This is a genomic window from Hylemonella gracilis, from assembly GCF_004328645.1.
GTDB classification, from domain to species: Bacteria; Pseudomonadota; Gammaproteobacteria; order Burkholderiales; family Burkholderiaceae_C; genus Hylemonella; species Hylemonella gracilis_B.
Genome location: NZ_CP031395.1, coordinates 3,771,863 through 3,788,172, shown reverse-complemented (window position 1 = coordinate 3,788,172; position 16,310 = coordinate 3,771,863). Strand labels below are relative to the sequence as shown.

Below are 16,310 nucleotides of genomic sequence, written 5' to 3'. Positions count from 1 at the left end.
GCTTCAGCGGCGGGCCCACACCGGCATCAGCCGCCGCAGCGAATGCCGACGAGGTCAGCGCGGTGCAGGCAGCGCGCCGGCGATGGCAATGGTCGGCAGCGCGGCCGAGTCGCTGACGTGGAACTGGTCCACCGTGCGCGACAGCGCCTGCGCCTGCTGGCGCAGCGATTGCGCGGCTGCCAGCGCCTCCTCCACCAGCGCCGCGTTCTGTTGCGTGCCCTGGTCCATCTGCGAGATTGCCTGGTTCACCTGCGCGATGCCAGCGCTCTGTTCGGTGCTGGCTCCGCTGATCTCGGCCACCACCTGGGTGACGCGTTGCACGCCCTCGACGATCTCGCGCATGGTGTCTCCGGCCTGTTCCACCAGGGCGGTGCCCGCGCCGACCTTGCTCACGGAGTCATCGATCAGGCGTTTGATTTCCTTGGCGGCCTCGGCCGAGCGACCTGCCAGGCTGCGCACCTCGCTGGCCACCACGGCGAAACCACGACCCTGCTCGCCCGCGCGCGCGGCTTCCACCGCCGCGTTCAGCGCCAGGATGTTGGTCTGGAAAGCGATGCCATCGATCACGCTGATGATGTCGACGATCTTGCGCGAGGAGACGTTGATCGACTCCATGGTGCTCACCACCTGTTCGACCACCGCCCCGCCGCGTGCCGCCACGCCCGATGCCGACACGGCCAGTTCGTTGGCGCGCCGCGCGTTGTCGGCGTTCTGTTGCACGGTGGAGGTCAGTTCCTCCATCGAAGCCGCCGTTTCTTCCAGCGCGCTGGCCTGTGATTCGGTGCGGGCCGAAAGATCGCCGTTGCCCGCGGCGATTTCCGCCGAGGCGGTGGTGATGGAATCGGTGCTTTCGCGCACCTGGCGGACCAGACGCGCGAGGTTGTCTCGCATGAGCTGGATGGCGCCCAGGATGCTGGTCTGATCACCGGGCCGTGTGCGCACCTCCACCACGAGGTTGCCATCGGCGATCTGCTTGACGACCTCGGCCGCGTACTGCGGCTCGCCACCGAGCTGGCGTACCAGCGTGCGCAGCATGTCCCAGGCCAGCGCCACGATCACCAGCATCAGCACGGTGCCGATCGAGAGCAGGATGATCGTGTTGCGCCAGAAGGCCTGCTGGATGTCGTCGATGTAGTCGCCGTAGCCGATGATCCAGTCCCAGGGCTCGAACTTGATGATGGCGTAGAGCTTTTCGACTTCTTCCTTCACCCCGGGGCGCGTGCCCTTGGCCACCACGGTGCCGATGACCTTGCCCTGCAACGCCGCCCGGTAGCGCTCGCCAGCAGCCCGGCCCACGTTGGCGTCGACGATGCCAACGCGCTTGGGGTTCGGATGTACGTAGTTCACGTCGTCGGTGTAGCCGCGAACGAAGAAGTATTGATCGTTCTTGTGGAAGGCCCCGATGGCGCGTTTGGCCTCTTTCAGCGCGTCTTCGTGCGAGAGCTGACCGGATTTTTCCAGCTCATAGGCTTTTTGCGCGGCCGCATGGGCGAGCACGACCAGGGTTGAGAGTTGATTGGTGCGCTCCCGCATCATCGACTGGTAGAGCGTGGTCAGTGCCACGGCCGATAGCGCCAGCAGGCCCATCAGTGCCGCGCAGCACAGAAGGATGATCCGGGTGCGAAGTTTCATGCCTGTTCCGAAGATTTATGACAGATTTATGACACGATACAGCAAATTCGCGCCGCATCGCCATGGTGCATGGACGGCGCATGGGCTCAGGCCGTGGTCGGGCGTGGGCGGTTAGGATGGGCGCCTCCATGATTCCTGCGATGACGCCCCTGCCGAATGCCATCTGCCCCCTGTGCGGTGGGGCGAACCAGTGCGCGCCCGCCCGGGTGGGAACCTACGAGGTGGACTGCTGGTGCAGGACGGCGCCCGTCAGTGCCGCGGCCCTGGCCCGCATTGCGCCTGACCGCCGTGGCATGGCCTGCCTGTGCCCGCGCTGCGCCGCGCAAGAGAGTGGGCAGGACGGACAGGGCGGGACCGCAGCATCCTGAGCACGCGTTAGCACGCCCGCCCGCGCTCGGTTTCGTCGGCTCGAGCGCATCTGCGCTAGAGTCGGGGCCTTTCCACTTCCGGGGTCTCCATGTCCTTCGTCGCCGATACCGTGGTCGCGCTGGTCGCGCTGCTGCACGTCTACATTCTTGTGCTGGAAATGTTCCTCTGGGACAAGCCCGCCGGACGCAAGGCGTTCGGGCTGACCCCCGAGTTTGCGCAGTCGACCAAGGTGCTGGCGGCGAACCAGGGCTTGTACAACGGTTTCCTCGCCGCCGGCCTGTTCTGGGGGCTGACGCTGGGCCAGGACGGCACGGGCGTGAAGGTCTTTTTCCTCGCTTGTGTCCTGGTCGCCGGCCTGTATGGCGCGGCCACGGCCAGCCGCAAGATTCTGTTCGTCCAAGGTGTGCCGGGGGCGCTGGGTCTGATCCTGTTGGCCCTGGCCTGAGTCGAGGGTCGCGGCGCCTGTTTGGGTTGGGCGAGCAGGCCGTCGCGCGCAGGCTGATGCGGGCACGGAAGCGTCGTACACTGGACATGTATCAAATTGTTTCCGAATCTCCTCGTCCCATGTCCTCCAGCACCGATTTCCAAGGCCTGTTCGACGCCGCCCCGATTTCCCTCTGGCTGGAAGACTACAGCCAGCTCAAGCAGCTGTTTGACAGCTGGCGCGCCGAGGGCGTGGAGGATTTGGAATCCCATCTGCGCGCTGATCCGACGCGGTTGAGCACGTGCATCCGTTGCCTGAAGGTGCTGCAGGTCAACCAGCAGACCCTGCAGCAGTTCGGCGCGGAAACCCAGCAGGAATTGATCGACGCGCTGGACAAGGTGTTCAGCGATGACATCGAGCAGGGCATGGTGCGCGAGTTTCAGATGCTCTGGGACGGGGTGCTGGATTTCAGCAACCAGAGCGTGAATTACACCCTATCGGGCCAGCGGCTCGACATCCGCATCCATGTGCGCGTGTTGCCAGGACACGAGAGCCGCTGGGACCGCGTGATGGTCTCCTTGCAGGACATCAGCGCCTCGGTGCGGGACCTGCGACAGCTGAGTTTCAGCGAACGCTACGCGCGCAGCCTGTTCGAGCTGTCGCCCGTGTCCCTGTGGGTGGAGGATTTCTCGGGCGTGAAGGAATTGATGGACGCTGTGCGCGCCTCGGGCATCCAGGATTTCCGCACCTTCCTCGACGTTCATCCCGATTTCGTGAGCCGCTGCATGGCCAAGATCCGCGTGCTCGACGTGAACCAGCACACGCTGGCCATGTTCGCCGCGCGCGACAAGGACGAACTGATCAGTCGGCAGGATGATGTGTTCCGCGGCGAGATGCGGGCCTCTTTTGCCGAGCAGTTGATGGACCTCTGGCACGGCAAGCTTCACCAGGTGCGGGAAGTCGTCAATTACGCCCTGGATGGCGAGTTGATCAACATCCATATGCAGTTCGCCGTGATGCCCGGGCACGAGGCGGCCTGGGATCGTGTGCTCGTTTCCCTGGTCGACATCACGGCACGGCGCAAGGCCGAGGCCTACCTGGAATACCTGGGCACGCACGATTCGCTCACGCGCCTGCGCAACCGAGCCTACTACAACGAGGAGCTCAACCGCATGACACGGCGGGGTGTCTGGCCGATGAGCATTGTGGCCATGGACCTCAACGGCCTGAAGCAGGTCAACGACAGCCAGGGGCACGCGGCGGGTGATGCCTTGCTGCGGCGCGTGGGTGAAGTGCTGACCAAGGCCGGCGAGGAACTGCCCGGCATCTGCATGGCCCGCACCGGCGGCGACGAGTTCGTGGCCCTGATCCCCGGCGCGGACGAGCGCGCGGCCCAGCACCTGATGAGCCGCATCGAGAACATCATGGAGCTGAACAATCAGTTCTATCCCGGCCAGAAGCTCAGCCTGTCCATGGGTTACGCGACCTGCAAGGCGCCGGCCGAGGTGGAAGCGGCGATCCACCGTGCTGATCAACTGATGTTCCGCAACAAGAAGGACTTCTACGCGGAAAGTGGCCTGGACCGGCGGCAGTAGCCGATCCGCGAGGGACCCTCCCACGTCGTGGTCTGACCGGGGCGTCGCCGCGTGTGGCGCAGGCCGATGCCCCTGATGAAAATGTCCATGGCGCCGGCGAACCGGTCCCGACGCTGCCAGAATAGGCCACATCCCTTCCGCAACAAGGAGTCGTCGCCATGCCGCACGCTTACGCTTCCACCCTCAAGAGCTTCAAGACCGCCACCGGCAAGGCCGGACAGTTCTACTCGCTGCCCGAACTGGCGCGGCAATACCCCACCATCGCGCGCTTGCCGGTGTCCCTGCGCATCGTGCTGGAGTCGGTGCTGCGCAACTGCGACGGCAAGAAGGTAACACCCGAGCACGTGGCGCAACTGGCCAACTGGCGGCCCAATGCCCCGCGCACCGATGAAATCCCCTTCGTGGTGTCGCGCGTGGTGCTGCAGGATTTCACCGGCGTGCCCCTGCTGGCCGACCTGGCCGCCATGCGCAGCGTGGCCCAGCGCCTGGGCAAGGACCCGCGCCGCATCGAACCCCTGGTGCCGGTGGACCTGGTGGTGGACCACTCCATCATGGTGGACCATTACGGCAAGAAGGACTCGCTGGACCTGAACATGCGGCTGGAGTTCCAGCGCAACCGGGAGCGCTACGAATTCATGAAATGGGGCATGCAGGCCTTCGACACCTTCGGCGTGGTGCCACCCGGCTTTGGCATCGTGCACCAGGTGAACCTTGAGTATCTGGCGCGTGGCGTGCACCAGATGAAGGGGGTGGCTTCCAAGGACGCGCCTGTCTGTTACCCCGACTCGCTGGTGGGCACCGACAGCCACACCACCATGATCAACGGCATCGGCGTGGTCGGCTGGGGCGTGGGTGGCATCGAGGCCGAGGCGGCCATGCTGGGCCAGCCGGTGTACTTCCTGACGCCTGACGTGGTGGGCTTCGAACTGACCGGCCAGTTGCGCGAAGGCGTGACCGCCACCGACATGGTGCTGACCGTCACCGAAATCCTGCGCAAGCACAAGGTGGTGGGCAAGTTCGTCGAGTTCTTCGGTGAGGGCACGCGCACCTTGTCCGTGCCGGACCGCGCCACCATCGCCAACATGGCGCCCGAGTACGGCGCCACCATGGGTTTCTTTCCCGTGGATGAACGCACGGTGGACTATTTCACCGGCACCGGTCGCACGGGGGCCGAGATCGAGCGCTTTGAGGCCTACTTCAAGGCCCAGGGTCTGTTCGGCGTGCCCGGCAAAGGCGATATCGACTACTCGCAGGTGGTCACGCTGGACCTGGGCCAGGTCACGCCCAGCCTGGCCGGTCCCAAGCGACCCCAGGACCGCATCGAACTGGGCAAGGTCAGCAGCCAGTTTTCGTCGCTCTACAGCCTGCCGAACTCCGCCAACGGCTTCAACCGACCGGCCGAGACGCTGGATACGCGTTTCCCCGTCACCACCGGCGGCAGGGAGGTGACGATCGGCAACGGCGACGTGCTGATCGCCGCCATCACCAGCTGTACCAACACCTCCAACCCCAGCGTGCTGCTGGCCGCCGGGCTGTTGGCCAAGAAGGCGGTGGAGGCGGGCTTGAAGGTGCAACCGCACGTGAAGACCTCGCTGGCGCCCGGCTCCCGCATCGTCACCGAGTACCTGACGGAAGCCGGCCTGCTGCCCTATCTGGAAAAACTGGGATTCGCACTGGCCGGTTACGGCTGCACCACCTGCATCGGCAACGCGGGCGACCTGACGCCGGAGCTGAACGAGGTCATCACGCGCAACGAGTTGGTGTGTGCCGCCGTGTTGTCGGGCAACCGCAATTTCGAGGCCCGCATCCATCCCAACCTGAAGGCCAACTTCCTCGCCAGCCCTCCGCTGGTGGTGGCCTATGCCATCGCCGGCAACGTCAAGCGTGACCTGATGACGCAGCCGGTGGGGCAGGGCAAGGGTGGAAAGGATGTCTATCTGGGTGACATCTGGCCCAGCAGCGACGAAATCCACAAGCTGATGAAGTATGCAATGAAGGGCAAGGCCTTCCGCGAGAACTACGCCAAGGTGGCCAGCCAGCCCGGCAAGTTGTGGGAGAAGGTCGCGGGTGTCTCCGGCCAGACCTACACCTGGCCTGCGAGCACCTACATCGCCGAGCCGCCCTTCTTCCAGGGTTTCGCGCTGATGCAGGGCGCCAGCACGGCCGCGTCGGTGAAGGGCGCCAAGATCATGGCGCTGTTCGGTGACTCCATCACCACCGACCACATCTCGCCGGCCGGCTCCATCAAGGAAAGCTCACCCGCCGGGGTCTGGCTCAAGGCCAACGGCGTGCAGAAGGCCGACTTCAACAGCTACGGCGCGCGCCGCGGCAACCATGACGTGATGATGCGCGGCACCTTCGCCAACGTGCGCATCAAGAACCTGATGCTGCCCGCCGCCGCCGATGGTTCACGCGAGGAAGGGGGGCTCACGCTGTACCAGGGCGGTGGTACCGGCCCGGCGGTGAAGATGTCGATCTACGACGCCGCCATGCAGTACATGGCCACCGGCACGCCTACCGTGATCTTTGCCGGCGAGGAGTACGGCACCGGCTCCAGCCGTGACTGGGCTGCCAAGGGCACGCAACTGCTGGGCATCAAGGCCGTGGTGGCCAGGAGCTTCGAGCGCATCCACCGCAGCAACCTGGTGGGCATGGGCGTGCTGCCGCTGCAGTTCAAGGGCAGCGACTCGTGGCAGACCCTGGGCCTGACCGGCAACGAGACGATCGACGTGCTGCCCGTGCCGGAACTGACGCCACAGAGCGACGCCAAGCTGATCATCACGCGCGCCGACGGACGCCGCCAGGAAGTGACCGTGACACTGCGCATCGACACGCCCATCGAGGTGGACTACTACCGCAGCGGCGGCATCCTGCCCTTCGTGCTGCGCCAGTTGCTGGCCTGACACGCTAGCCTGGCCAGCCCTGAAGAACAAAGGCCCCGGTGATGAGCTGGGGCCTTTGCCGTGTCAGGTGAGCAAGACGGGGTTTGAAATGCCCCGGACCAATGTCTACCAGTTGCAGGGCCCCCAGGCGTTCATGTCGCCGCCCGAAGGGTCATTGAGCGCGACGGAGCCGGTGTTGCCACTGTGGTTGAAGCTGACGCATTGGTTGACGACATCATTGCCATAAATCCAGGCATTGGTCTTGCCCGTGCTGTCGGTGATGTTCATCTGTCCGTCAGATGCGCCATCCGTGTAGGTGTAGTGAAGATCGATGGTCGTTCCGGGCGCGACCGTGCAGGGGCCGTTTCTTTGTGTGCAGCTGGACGTGTTGGAGTTGCCGAAATAGACGTTGCCATGCTGCGGGTAGTGGGACTCGATCTGGAACGTCCAGTTGCAGCTGCTGTTGTTTGTGATGTGCCGGTAGCACGAGTAGAGCGGCGCCTTGGCTTGTGCCTGTTGTTCCGCCTTGTCCGTATGGGCGCAGCCTAGCAGCAGAACCGATGCGGCCGTCACGGCCAGAGTGCGTGCAGTCATGTTCATGAAATTTCTCCGCTGATTGAAAGGGCGGCGGCATTCTATGCAGAGGGGCATGCGCGGTGAAGGCACTTCCGGCTGTCAAAGCGCGCCCGCGTCACCGGGGGGGTAACGCGGGCGCTGCAAGGGCTCAGCGGCCTCAGCGGCGTTCGGCCATGACCCGGTCGGCCACCTCGCGCGGCGCCTGCGCGTAGTGCTTGAACTCCATGCTGTAGATGGCCCGGCCCTGGGTCAACGAGCGCAACGTGGTCGAGTAGCCAAACATCTCGGCCAGCGGTACTTCGGCGCGCACCAGCTTGCCGCCTCCCCCCGGGATGTCTTCCATGCCCTGCACCATGCCGCGGCGCGAGGACAGGTCGCCCATCACATTGCCCGTGAAGTCCTCGGGGTTTCCACCTCCACGGCCATCATGGGCTCCAGCAGCACGGGCGTGGCGCGGCGCATGCCTTCGCGCAAGGCCATGGCGCCAGCCATGCGGAAGGCGTTCTCGTTCGAGTCCACGTCGTGGTAGGAACCGAAGGTCAGCGTCACCTTGACATCGACCACCGGGTAGCCGGCCAGCACGCCGGCCTTGAGCGCCTCTTGCACGCCCTTGTTCACCGCGGGGATGAACTCGCGCGGCACCACGCCGCCCTTGATGGCGTCCACGAACTCGTTGCCCTTGCCTTCGGGCTGCGGTTCGAGCTTGAGCACCACGTGTCCATACTGGCCCTTGCCGCCGGACTGCTTGACGAACTTGCCTTCCACGTCTTCGGCCGGCTTGCGGATCGCCTCGCGGTAGGCCACCTGCGGCTTGCCCACGTTGGCGGCCACGCCGAACTCGCGCTGCATGCGGTCCACGAGGATCTCCAGATGCAGTTCGCCCATGCCGGAGATGATGGTCTGGCCCGACTCTTCGTCGGTGCGCACGCGGAAGGACGGGTCCTCCTGCGCCAGACGCGACAGTGCCACGCCCATCTTCTCCTGGTCGGCCTGGGTCTTGGGCTCCACGGCCTGCGAGATCACGGGCTCGGGGAAGACCATGCGTTCCAGCACCACCACCTGGGCCGGGTCGCTCAGCGTGTCGCCCGTGCTCACGTCCTTCAGGCCCACGGCGGCTGCGATGTCGCCCGCATAGACGGCGTCGATCTCCTGGCGCTTGTTGGCGTGCATTTGCACGATCCGGCCGATGCGCTCGCGCTTGCCCTTGACCGGGTTGTAGACCTGCTCGCCTGACTTCACCACGCCCGAGTAGACACGGAAGAACACCAACTGGCCCACGAAGGGGTCGGTCATGATCTTGAAGGCGAGCGCGGAGAAAGGCTCGTCATCCGAGGGATGGCGTTCCACGGTCTTTTCAGGGTCGTGCTCGTCCTGGCCCACGATGGCGGGGATGTCCAGCGGTGAGGGCAGGTAATCGACTACCGCGTCCAGCATGGCCTGCACGCCCTTGTTCTTGAAGGCGCTGCCGGCCAGCATGGGCACGATCTCGCCGGCGATGGTGCGTTGGCGCAGGGCGGCCTTGATCTCTTCCTCGGTCAGGGCCAGACCGTTGAGGTATTTGTCGAGCAGCGCTTCGCTGGCTTCGGCCGCGGCCTCGACCATTTTCTCGCGCCAGGTTTTGGCGGTTTCCTGCAGCTCGGCCGGAATGTCGGCATAGCTGAAGCGCACACCCTGGCTCGCGTCGTCCCAAACGATGGCTTTCATCTTGACCAGGTCGACCACGCCCTGGAAGCCGTCTTCGGCGCCCACGGGGATCTGGATCGGTACGGCGTTGCCTTTCAGGCGCTCGGCGATCTGGCGCTGCACGCGGAAGAAGTCCGCGCCCACGCGGTCCATCTTGTTCACGAAAGCCAGACGTGGCACGTGGTACTTGTTGGCCTGCCGCCAGACGGTTTCACTCTGCGGCTGCACGCCGCCCACGGCGTCATAGACCATCACGGCGCCGTCGAGCACGCGCATGCTGCGCTCGACCTCGATCGTGAAGTCCACGTGGCCGGGCGTGTCGATGATGTTGATGCGGTGTTCCGTGCCCGTGCCGGCCATGCCCTTCCAGAAGGCGGTGGTGGCGGCGGAGGTGATGGTGATACCGCGTTCCTGTTCCTGTTCCATCCAGTCCATGGTGGCGGCGCCATCGTGCACCTCGCCGAGCTTGTGGTTCACGCCTGTGTAGAACAGGATGCGCTCGGTGGTCGTGGTTTTGCCCGCGTCAATATGGGCACTGATGCCGATGTTGCGGACGTTCTGGATCGGTGTTTTGCGGGACATGATGAAGGCTCACTGAAAGGAGCCGGCCCGCATGAAAAGGAAAGCGGCCGGCCCGAAAAAGGGCGAGCCGCGTGCGCACGGCTCAGGGGGAAATGAGGGGGTATGCGACTTGGTACATCGGAATCTCCGCGAAGGGGGGCTATCTTAGAGCAAACGAAATGGTGGCGCTGGCGCCTTATTCAAGACCCTGTCCCAGGCCTGGCGAGTCGGCGGCAAGTTCGGCTTCACTCAGCGGGCCGAGGCCAGGGGGCGCTGGCATCCAGCCAGCAGTGCGCCCGTGCCCAAGGCCAGGGCCGAGAAGAGCAGGCCGCGCTGCAAGCCACCGACGCCATCAGCGATCCAGCCCACGATGGTCGGGCCGATGATCTGGCCTGCGGCGAAGACGATGGTGAACGCGCTGATGCCGGCGGACCAGTCGGAGGGCGGCAGGTTGTGGCGCACCATGGCGGTGGTCGAGGCCACGGCCGAAAGGAAACAGGCACCGAACAGCATGCCCGAGGTGAACACGGCCAGTGGTTCGGTCGTCCAGGCCGGCAGCAGCGTCGCCAGGCAGAGCAGCGCGTTCAAGAGGGCCAGCGACTGCCCGCCGCGAAAACGGTCGAGCATCCGCGCCCAGATGCGCGAGGAGGCGAAGGTCGCCAGGCCCAGCAGCGCGAAGAAGAGCGTGATGCCCCGCGACGCCATGCCACCTTCCCTGAGCAGGGCGACGACGAAGGTCATGTAGCCGATGTAGCCCAGACCGAACATCAGGTAGCCCAGAAGCCCGAATTTCAGCTTGCGCGCGTCGAATCCGCCGTGCGACGAGGCTTGTGCCGGAGGTGCGGGAATGTGCCGCGTCGGCAGCGCCATGACCACGCTGGCCAGCAGCGCCAGCGTGCCCAGCAGCCACCAGGCCCATTGCCAGGGGTGCGCCGCACCGTGATCGGCGGCGGCCTGCAGCACGGGCGGGATCAGCAGCGAGGTCGCCATGATGCCGAGGCCTGTGCCTCCGTAGTACAGCCCGAGCAGCAAGCCGACGCGTTGCGCATGCAGAGTCGCCAGGCGACTCACCAACAGACCGCCCGCGACGAAGAGCAAGGCGCTGGTGATGCCCGTCAGCACGCGCAGCGTGAGTTGCGCCGTGGTGTCCGTGACGAAGCCGGGCACGAAGCTCAGCAGCGCCGTGCCGAGGGCCCCAACGATCAGCACATGGTGCGCCGGGTGCCGGCGCATCAGCAGCGGCGTGGCCAGGGCGCCCAGCAGATAACCCAGGGCATTGCCGGTGTTCATGCCGCCCGCGATCAGGTAGGACCAACCCAGGTCGTCGCGCATCGGCGTCAGCAGCAGGGCGTACGAGAAGCGCGCGACGCCGAGTGCGATGGCTGTGCCCAGCGAGAGGGCCAGGGCGGTCAGGATGGGATGGCGCAGGACGAAGTCCCGCGCAGCGGCGTTCGGGGCGGGTGAGGGCTGCATGGGGCGGCGGTTCATGACAAGCAAGAAGCTTTCTTCAGGGGCACCGTTGCCCATCGTAGTGCAGCCGCAGGGGCAGTGGCCGCACCGCCCTCATTCCTTGACGATCCGGCGCGGGCCCGGCCCTTCTTCGGACAGCGAGTCCAGGGGGTTGCGCAACTTGCAGGCGCCCAGGGACAGGCAGCCGCAGCCGATGCAGTCGTCCAGCTGGTCGCGCAGCGCCTGCAGATGGGCGATGCGTGCATCCAGTTCCTGCTGCCAGCCTTTCGACAGCCGCGCCCAGTCGCGCGCGTTCGGTGTACGGCCTTCGGGCAGGGAGGCGATCGCCGCGCCTATGTCTTCCAGCGAAATGCCGATGCGCTGCGCCACCTTGATGACGGCGACGCGGCGCAGCACGTCGCGCGTGTACCGGCGCTGGTTGCCTTCGTTGCGCACGCTGTGGATCAGGCCCCGCGCCTCGTAGAAATGCAGGGCCGACACCGCGACGCCCGCGCGTTGGGCCACTTCACCAACGGAGAGGGGGCGGCCGATGTCCGCTGGGTCGAGTCTGGGCATGAACGTCCTTGACATGAAGTTAGGTTGAGGTTTTAACCTGCCTGCCTCATCACTGCAAGGAACCCCTATGTACGATCACCAAGCCGCCCTTCGCCAGCTCTACGAGGAGGGCTTCAACCAGGGGCGCCTGGAACTGCTGGAACACTTGTGCACGTCTGATTTCCTGGCCGCTCCAGGCGACAAGGGGGTGGCTGCGTTCGCGCAGGGCGTGGCGGCGCTGCGCGCCGGGTTCCCGGACGTGCGCTTTGACATTGAGGACATGTTCGGCGCCAGTGATCGTGTGGCCGTGCGCTGGCGCTTCGAGGCGACCCATGCGGGCATGTTCCAGGGCCATGCCGCCACGGGCCGCCGGGTGTCGCAGACTGCCAATGTGATCTATCAGTTCAAGGAGGGCAAGATCTGGCGCGCCTGGATCCAGGTGGACCGTCTGGGCCTCTTGCAGCAGATCAGTCCTTGAACACGGGCGCGCGCTTTCCCATGTTCGCCATCATCGCCTCGGTCAGATCCTGGCTCATCAACATGGCGGCGTTCCAGGTGGCGACGTAGTTCAGGCTGTCGGCCACGCTGTGGTCGCGGGCGTAGCTGATCATCTCTTTTGTGCCGCGGATGGACAACGGTGACTTGGCGGCGATGGTGGCAGCGATCTCCCGCACGCCGGCGTACAAGGCCTCGCGGCTGTCGAACACGCGGTTCACCAGTCCCATCTGGCGCGCTTCCTCCGCTTCGAAGCGGCGGCCGGTGTAGGCCAGTTCGCGGGTGATGCCTTCGCCCACCAGCCTGGGGAGACGCTGCAGCGTGCCCACGTCGGCGGTCATGCCGATGTCGATTTCCTTGATGCTGAAGTAGGCGTCCGCGCTGCAGTAGCGCATGTCGGCGCAGGTGATCAGGTCGATGGCACCGCCGATGCAGCCGCCATGGATGGCGGCCAGCACCGGCTTGCGGCAGCGCTCCAGAGCGGTCAGCGTGTCCTGCAGGTCCAGGATCAGGCGACGCAGCGCCTCGCGCGAGCGGCCATCGCAGTCGTTGTGGATCTGCGGCGCGATCTCCATCATCATCTGCAGGTCGATGCCCGCACAGAACAGCTTGCCTTCGCCCTGCAGCACGGCCACGCGGGCTTCGGGCGTGCGGTCCACCCACTCGAAGGCCCGGCGGATGTCCTGCCACATCGTGGCGTTCATCGCGTTCGCCTTGTCGGGCCGGTTCAGGCGCACGGTGGCGATGTGGGCGTCCAGCGAGATCGCGAGGGTTTCAAGCTGCATGGGGTCTCCTTGTGTGCGTGTCTTCTGCCTCTGGGAACATGCATGGTGCGCGAGCGCCTGTCACGGGGCTGCGTCACTTCGCGGTTCTTATTAGTCTGCACCGCAACCTTGAGGCTCACACCTCAAGGTTGTGTCTCCGGCATAACAAGCCATGCGGGCAATTGTTAGCCTCCACCGCGGTCCGTTTGTGTCTCCGGCATAACAAGCCATGCGGGCAATTGTTAGCCTCCACCGCGGTCCGTTTGTGTCTCCGGCATAACAAGCCCTACGGGCAATTGTTAGCCTACGACGCAACCTGGAAGTCTTTCAGACTTCCAGGTTGTCAATCAATCGGGTTTTGCCGAGCTTGGCGGCGCCGAGCACGACCAGCTTGTCTGGCCCGAAATCCTCGGGGCCTTGCGGGGCCTGCAGGTCGCGGCGCCGGCGCACGGTCAGGTAATCGGGCAACCAGCCACGCCCGCTCAGGGTCTGCAGGGCGTGCAACTCGATGGCGGCAGTGTTGTGTTCGCCGCGCTGCAGCGCGCTGGCCATGCCTTGCAGGGTGCGCGACAGTTGCACCGCCTCGGCGCGCTCCGCGGGGCTGAGGTAGCCGTTGCGCGAGGACAAGGCCAGCCCGTCGGCGGCGCGGCGGGTGGGGCCGGTGACGATCTCGATGGGCAGGGCCATCTGATTGACCATGCGGCGGATCACCATCTGCTGCTGGTAGTCCTTGGCGCCGAACACGGCATGGCGGGGCTGCACGATGTTGAAGAGCTTGTGCACCACGGTGCAGACGCCCGTGAAGAAGCCCGGGCGGAACTTGCCTTCCAGGATGTCGGCCAGCGCGCTCGGTGGCTGCACGGTGTAACCCTGGGGTTCGGGGTACAGCTCTTTTTCTTCCGGCGCGAAGACGATGTCGCAGCCCGCGGGGGCGAGCTTGGCGCAATCGTTCTCCAGGGTGCGCGGGTAGGTTCCGAAGTCTTCGTGCGGCAGGAACTGCAGGCGGTTCACGAAGATGCTGGCCACCGTGACATCGCCCAGCGGCCGGGCCTGCTCCACCAAGGCCAGATGCCCGTCGTGCAGATTGCCCATGGTGGGCACGAAGGCCGGGCGCTCGTACTTGCGTAGCGCCGCACGCAGCTCTGAAATTGTGTGTATCACTTGCATAAAGTGTCGATCGCCACAGACTAAGTGGGGGACACCGTGGAACCGGCTTTGCCGGGCCACTGGTGTCGCCCCCTTGAGGGGGAGGCGCCGCAGGCGCTTCGGGGGGGAGTCATGTCACCAGGCGTGTTGTTCATTGACCGGGAAGCGACCTTCCTTCACCGCCTTGACGTAGGTCTCCATCGCGCCGCGCACGCTGCCGGCGTCGGCCATGAAGTTGTGGACGAACTTGGGCATCTTGCCCAGGTTCATGCCCAGCATGTCATGCAGCACCAGTACCTGGCCGGCGCAGTCCACGCCTGCGCCGATGCCGATGGTGGCGCAGCGCGGCAGAGCGGCGGTGATCTCGGCGGACAAGGCGGCAGGTGTCATCTCCAGCACCAGCAGGGCGGCACCCGCGTCCTGCAGTTCGAGCGCGTGGCGCTTGAGCGTCTCTCCGGCCTCGCCGCGGCCTTGCACGCGGTAGCCACCCAGCGCGTGCACGGTCTGGGGCGTGAGGCCGAGGTGGGCGCAAACGGGGATGCCGCGTTCGACGAGGAAGCGCGTGGTTTCCGCCGTCCAGCCGCCGCCCTCAAGCTTGACCATGTGGGCGCCGGCCTGCATCAGCACGGTGGCGCTGCGCAGGGCCTGCTCCTTCGATTCATGGTAGGTGCCGAAGGGCAGGTCGCCGATGACCCAGGCCGTGCCTTGCACGCGGCGGATGCCGCGTGTCACGCTCTCGACGTGGTAGCGCATGGTCTCCAGCGTCACGCCCACGGTGCTCGACAGGCCCTGGCAGACCATGCCCAGCGAATCGCCGATCAACACACATTCCACGCCCGCCGCGTCGGCCACCGCGCCGAAGGTGGCGTCGTAGGCCGTGAGCATGGTGATCTTCTCGCCGCGCGCGTGCATCTCGTGCAGTCGCGGCAGGCTGACGGGCTTGCGGGTGGCGGGTGCGCTGGCCGGCGGCAGGGTGCCGTAGGGGGAAGCGCCGCCAGTGGCGGCGGTGGGGGATGCGCCAGTGTTGTTCGTCGGGGCCGTGCTGCTCACAGTTGTCTCCGGGGGTCGCGTGAGGCGCGAATGTAGCGCAATCGGCGCGCGGGGGTGAGCCCTCTCGGGCGCGCCGGTTTTTCTCAGGTCTTGCCCAGCGGCTGCTGCGCCGCCCGCATACCCAGGCGCTGCAGCAGCTGGAGGTCGGCATCGGTGTCCGGGTTGCCGGTGACCAGCAGCTTGTCGCCATAGAAGATGGAGTTGGCGCCAGCCAGGAAACAGAGCGCCTGGATGCCGTCACCCATCTGCTGCCGGCCGGCCGAGAGGCGCACGCGTGCCTTGGGCATGGTGATGCGCGCCACGGCGATGGTGCGCACGAAATCGAAGGGGTCCAGCGGGGCCTGGTCGGCCAGCGGCGTGCCCTCGACGCGCACGAGGTTGTTGATCGGAACCGACTCGGGGTAAGGATCGAGGTTGGCCAGTTCGGCGATCAGCCCGGCGCGGTGCCGCACGGTCTCGCCCATGCCCACGATGCCGCCCGAGCAGATCTTCACGCCCGCCTGGCGCACGCGCGCCAGCGTGTCCAGACGGTCCTGGTAATCGCGGGTGCTGATGATGTCACCGTAGAAATCGGGCGCGGTGTCGAGGTTGTGGTTGTAGAAATCCAGGCCCGCGTCGCGCAACTGCTCGGCGTGGCCGTCTTCCAGCATCCCCAGGGTGGCGCAGGTCTCCAGTCCCAGGTCCTTGACGCCGCGCACCAGCTCGGCGATTTTTTCCACATCTCGGTCTTTGGGCGCGCGCCAGGCCGCGCCCATGCAGAAGCGCGTGGCACCCGCGTCCTTGGCGCGCTGGGCGGCGAACAGCACCTCCTGCAGTTCCATCAGCTTGCTGGCCTGGACGCCGGTGTCGTAGGAGGCCGATTGCGGGCAGTAGCCGCAGTCTTCCGGGCAGCCGCCGGTCTTGACCGAGAGCAGCGTGGCAAATTCGATCTGCGTCGGGTCGAAATGCGCGCGGTGCACGGTCTGCGCGCGGTGCAGCAGTTCGGGAAAAGGCAGATTGAACAGGGCTTCGATGGCGTCCACGCTCCAGTGCTCGGCCTTGGGATGGGTCGGCGCCTTGGCTTTTGGCTTGTGCAGGGTGATGGTCTGCGCGACCACGGCTTGTTCGGTCGGGGAGGTGGCGTTCATGG

Annotated in this window: 13 protein-coding genes and 1 pseudogene; 5 read left to right on the top strand and 9 right to left on the bottom strand. The window is 65.8% G+C overall.

What is annotated here, in order from left to right; all coding sequences use genetic code 11:
- Nucleotides 1-54 precede the first annotated feature (54 nt).
- A complete protein-coding gene (locus tag DW355_RS17585) occupies nucleotides 55-1,632 on the bottom strand; it encodes a methyl-accepting chemotaxis protein (protein ID WP_131282041.1) in 1,578 nt (525 codons plus the stop codon).
- Nucleotides 1,633-1,694: 62 nt separating this feature from the next.
- Between DW355_RS17585 and DW355_RS17580 the strand changes: the two genes are divergently transcribed.
- From DW355_RS17580 to acnA, 4 genes are all read left to right on the top strand, one after another.
- Nucleotides 1,695-2,000 (top strand): cysteine-rich CWC family protein, encoded by a 306-nt coding sequence (locus tag DW355_RS17580; RefSeq protein WP_347562737.1) that lies wholly within the window; start codon nucleotides 1,695-1,697, stop codon nucleotides 1,998-2,000.
- Between the two features lie 89 nt (nucleotides 2,001-2,089).
- Nucleotides 2,090-2,446 (top strand): DUF1304 domain-containing protein, encoded by a 357-nt coding sequence (locus tag DW355_RS17575; RefSeq protein ID WP_131282040.1) that lies wholly within the window; start codon nucleotides 2,090-2,092, stop codon nucleotides 2,444-2,446.
- Between the two features lie 119 nt (nucleotides 2,447-2,565).
- Nucleotides 2,566-4,020 (top strand): sensor domain-containing diguanylate cyclase, encoded by a 1,455-nt coding sequence (locus tag DW355_RS17570; protein ID WP_131282038.1) that lies wholly within the window; start codon nucleotides 2,566-2,568, stop codon nucleotides 4,018-4,020.
- Nucleotides 4,021-4,178: 158 nt separating this feature from the next.
- Nucleotides 4,179-6,923 (top strand): aconitate hydratase AcnA, encoded by a 2,745-nt coding sequence (gene acnA / locus DW355_RS17565; protein ID WP_131282036.1) that lies wholly within the window; start codon nucleotides 4,179-4,181, stop codon nucleotides 6,921-6,923.
- Nucleotides 6,924-7,028: 105 nt separating this feature from the next.
- Here the strand turns inward: acnA and DW355_RS17560 are convergent, their stop codons facing one another.
- From DW355_RS17560 to soxR, 4 genes and pseudogenes are all read right to left on the bottom strand, one after another.
- Nucleotides 7,029-7,496: a hypothetical protein gene (locus DW355_RS17560; protein WP_165493224.1), complete on the bottom strand. Its 468-nt coding sequence runs from the start codon at nucleotides 7,494-7,496 to the stop codon at nucleotides 7,029-7,031.
- Nucleotides 7,497-7,635: 139 nt separating this feature from the next.
- Nucleotides 7,636-9,743 (bottom strand): annotated as a pseudogene (gene fusA, locus DW355_RS17555) (elongation factor G).
- Nucleotides 9,744-9,971: 228 nt separating this feature from the next.
- Nucleotides 9,972-11,195, bottom strand: a complete 1,224-nt coding sequence (locus DW355_RS17550; protein ID WP_131282866.1) for a YbfB/YjiJ family MFS transporter — start codon at nucleotides 11,193-11,195, stop codon at nucleotides 9,972-9,974.
- Between the two features lie 90 nt (nucleotides 11,196-11,285).
- Nucleotides 11,286-11,747 (bottom strand): redox-sensitive transcriptional activator SoxR, encoded by a 462-nt coding sequence (gene soxR / locus DW355_RS17545; RefSeq protein ID WP_131282033.1) that lies wholly within the window; start codon nucleotides 11,745-11,747, stop codon nucleotides 11,286-11,288.
- Between the two features lie 67 nt (nucleotides 11,748-11,814).
- Here soxR and DW355_RS17540 point away from each other — a divergent pair, with 67 nt between their 5' ends.
- Nucleotides 11,815-12,204 (top strand): ester cyclase, encoded by a 390-nt coding sequence (locus tag DW355_RS17540; protein ID WP_131282031.1) that lies wholly within the window; start codon nucleotides 11,815-11,817, stop codon nucleotides 12,202-12,204.
- Here the strand turns inward: DW355_RS17540 and DW355_RS17535 are convergent.
- The 4 genes from DW355_RS17535 to bioB form a co-directional block, all read right to left on the bottom strand.
- Nucleotides 12,194-13,006 carry a crotonase/enoyl-CoA hydratase family protein gene (locus DW355_RS17535; protein ID WP_131282030.1) on the bottom strand — a complete coding sequence of 271 codons (813 nt, stop codon included), beginning with the start codon at nucleotides 13,004-13,006 and terminating at the stop codon, nucleotides 12,194-12,196. The genes DW355_RS17540 and DW355_RS17535 overlap by 11 nt on opposite strands.
- A gap of 306 nt (nucleotides 13,007-13,312) precedes the next feature.
- Entirely contained in the window at nucleotides 13,313-14,152 is an 840-nt protein-coding gene (panC, locus tag DW355_RS17530) for a pantoate--beta-alanine ligase (RefSeq protein WP_131282028.1), read from the bottom strand.
- A gap of 114 nt (nucleotides 14,153-14,266) precedes the next feature.
- Nucleotides 14,267-15,181: a 3-methyl-2-oxobutanoate hydroxymethyltransferase gene (gene panB / locus DW355_RS17525; protein WP_131282027.1), complete on the bottom strand. Its 915-nt coding sequence runs from the start codon at nucleotides 15,179-15,181 to the stop codon at nucleotides 14,267-14,269.
- Nucleotides 15,182-15,264: 83 nt separating this feature from the next.
- A complete protein-coding gene (bioB, locus tag DW355_RS17520; protein WP_131282025.1) occupies nucleotides 15,265-16,308 on the bottom strand; it encodes a biotin synthase BioB in 1,044 nt (347 codons plus the stop codon).
- Between the last annotated feature and the right edge of the window lie 2 nt (nucleotides 16,309-16,310).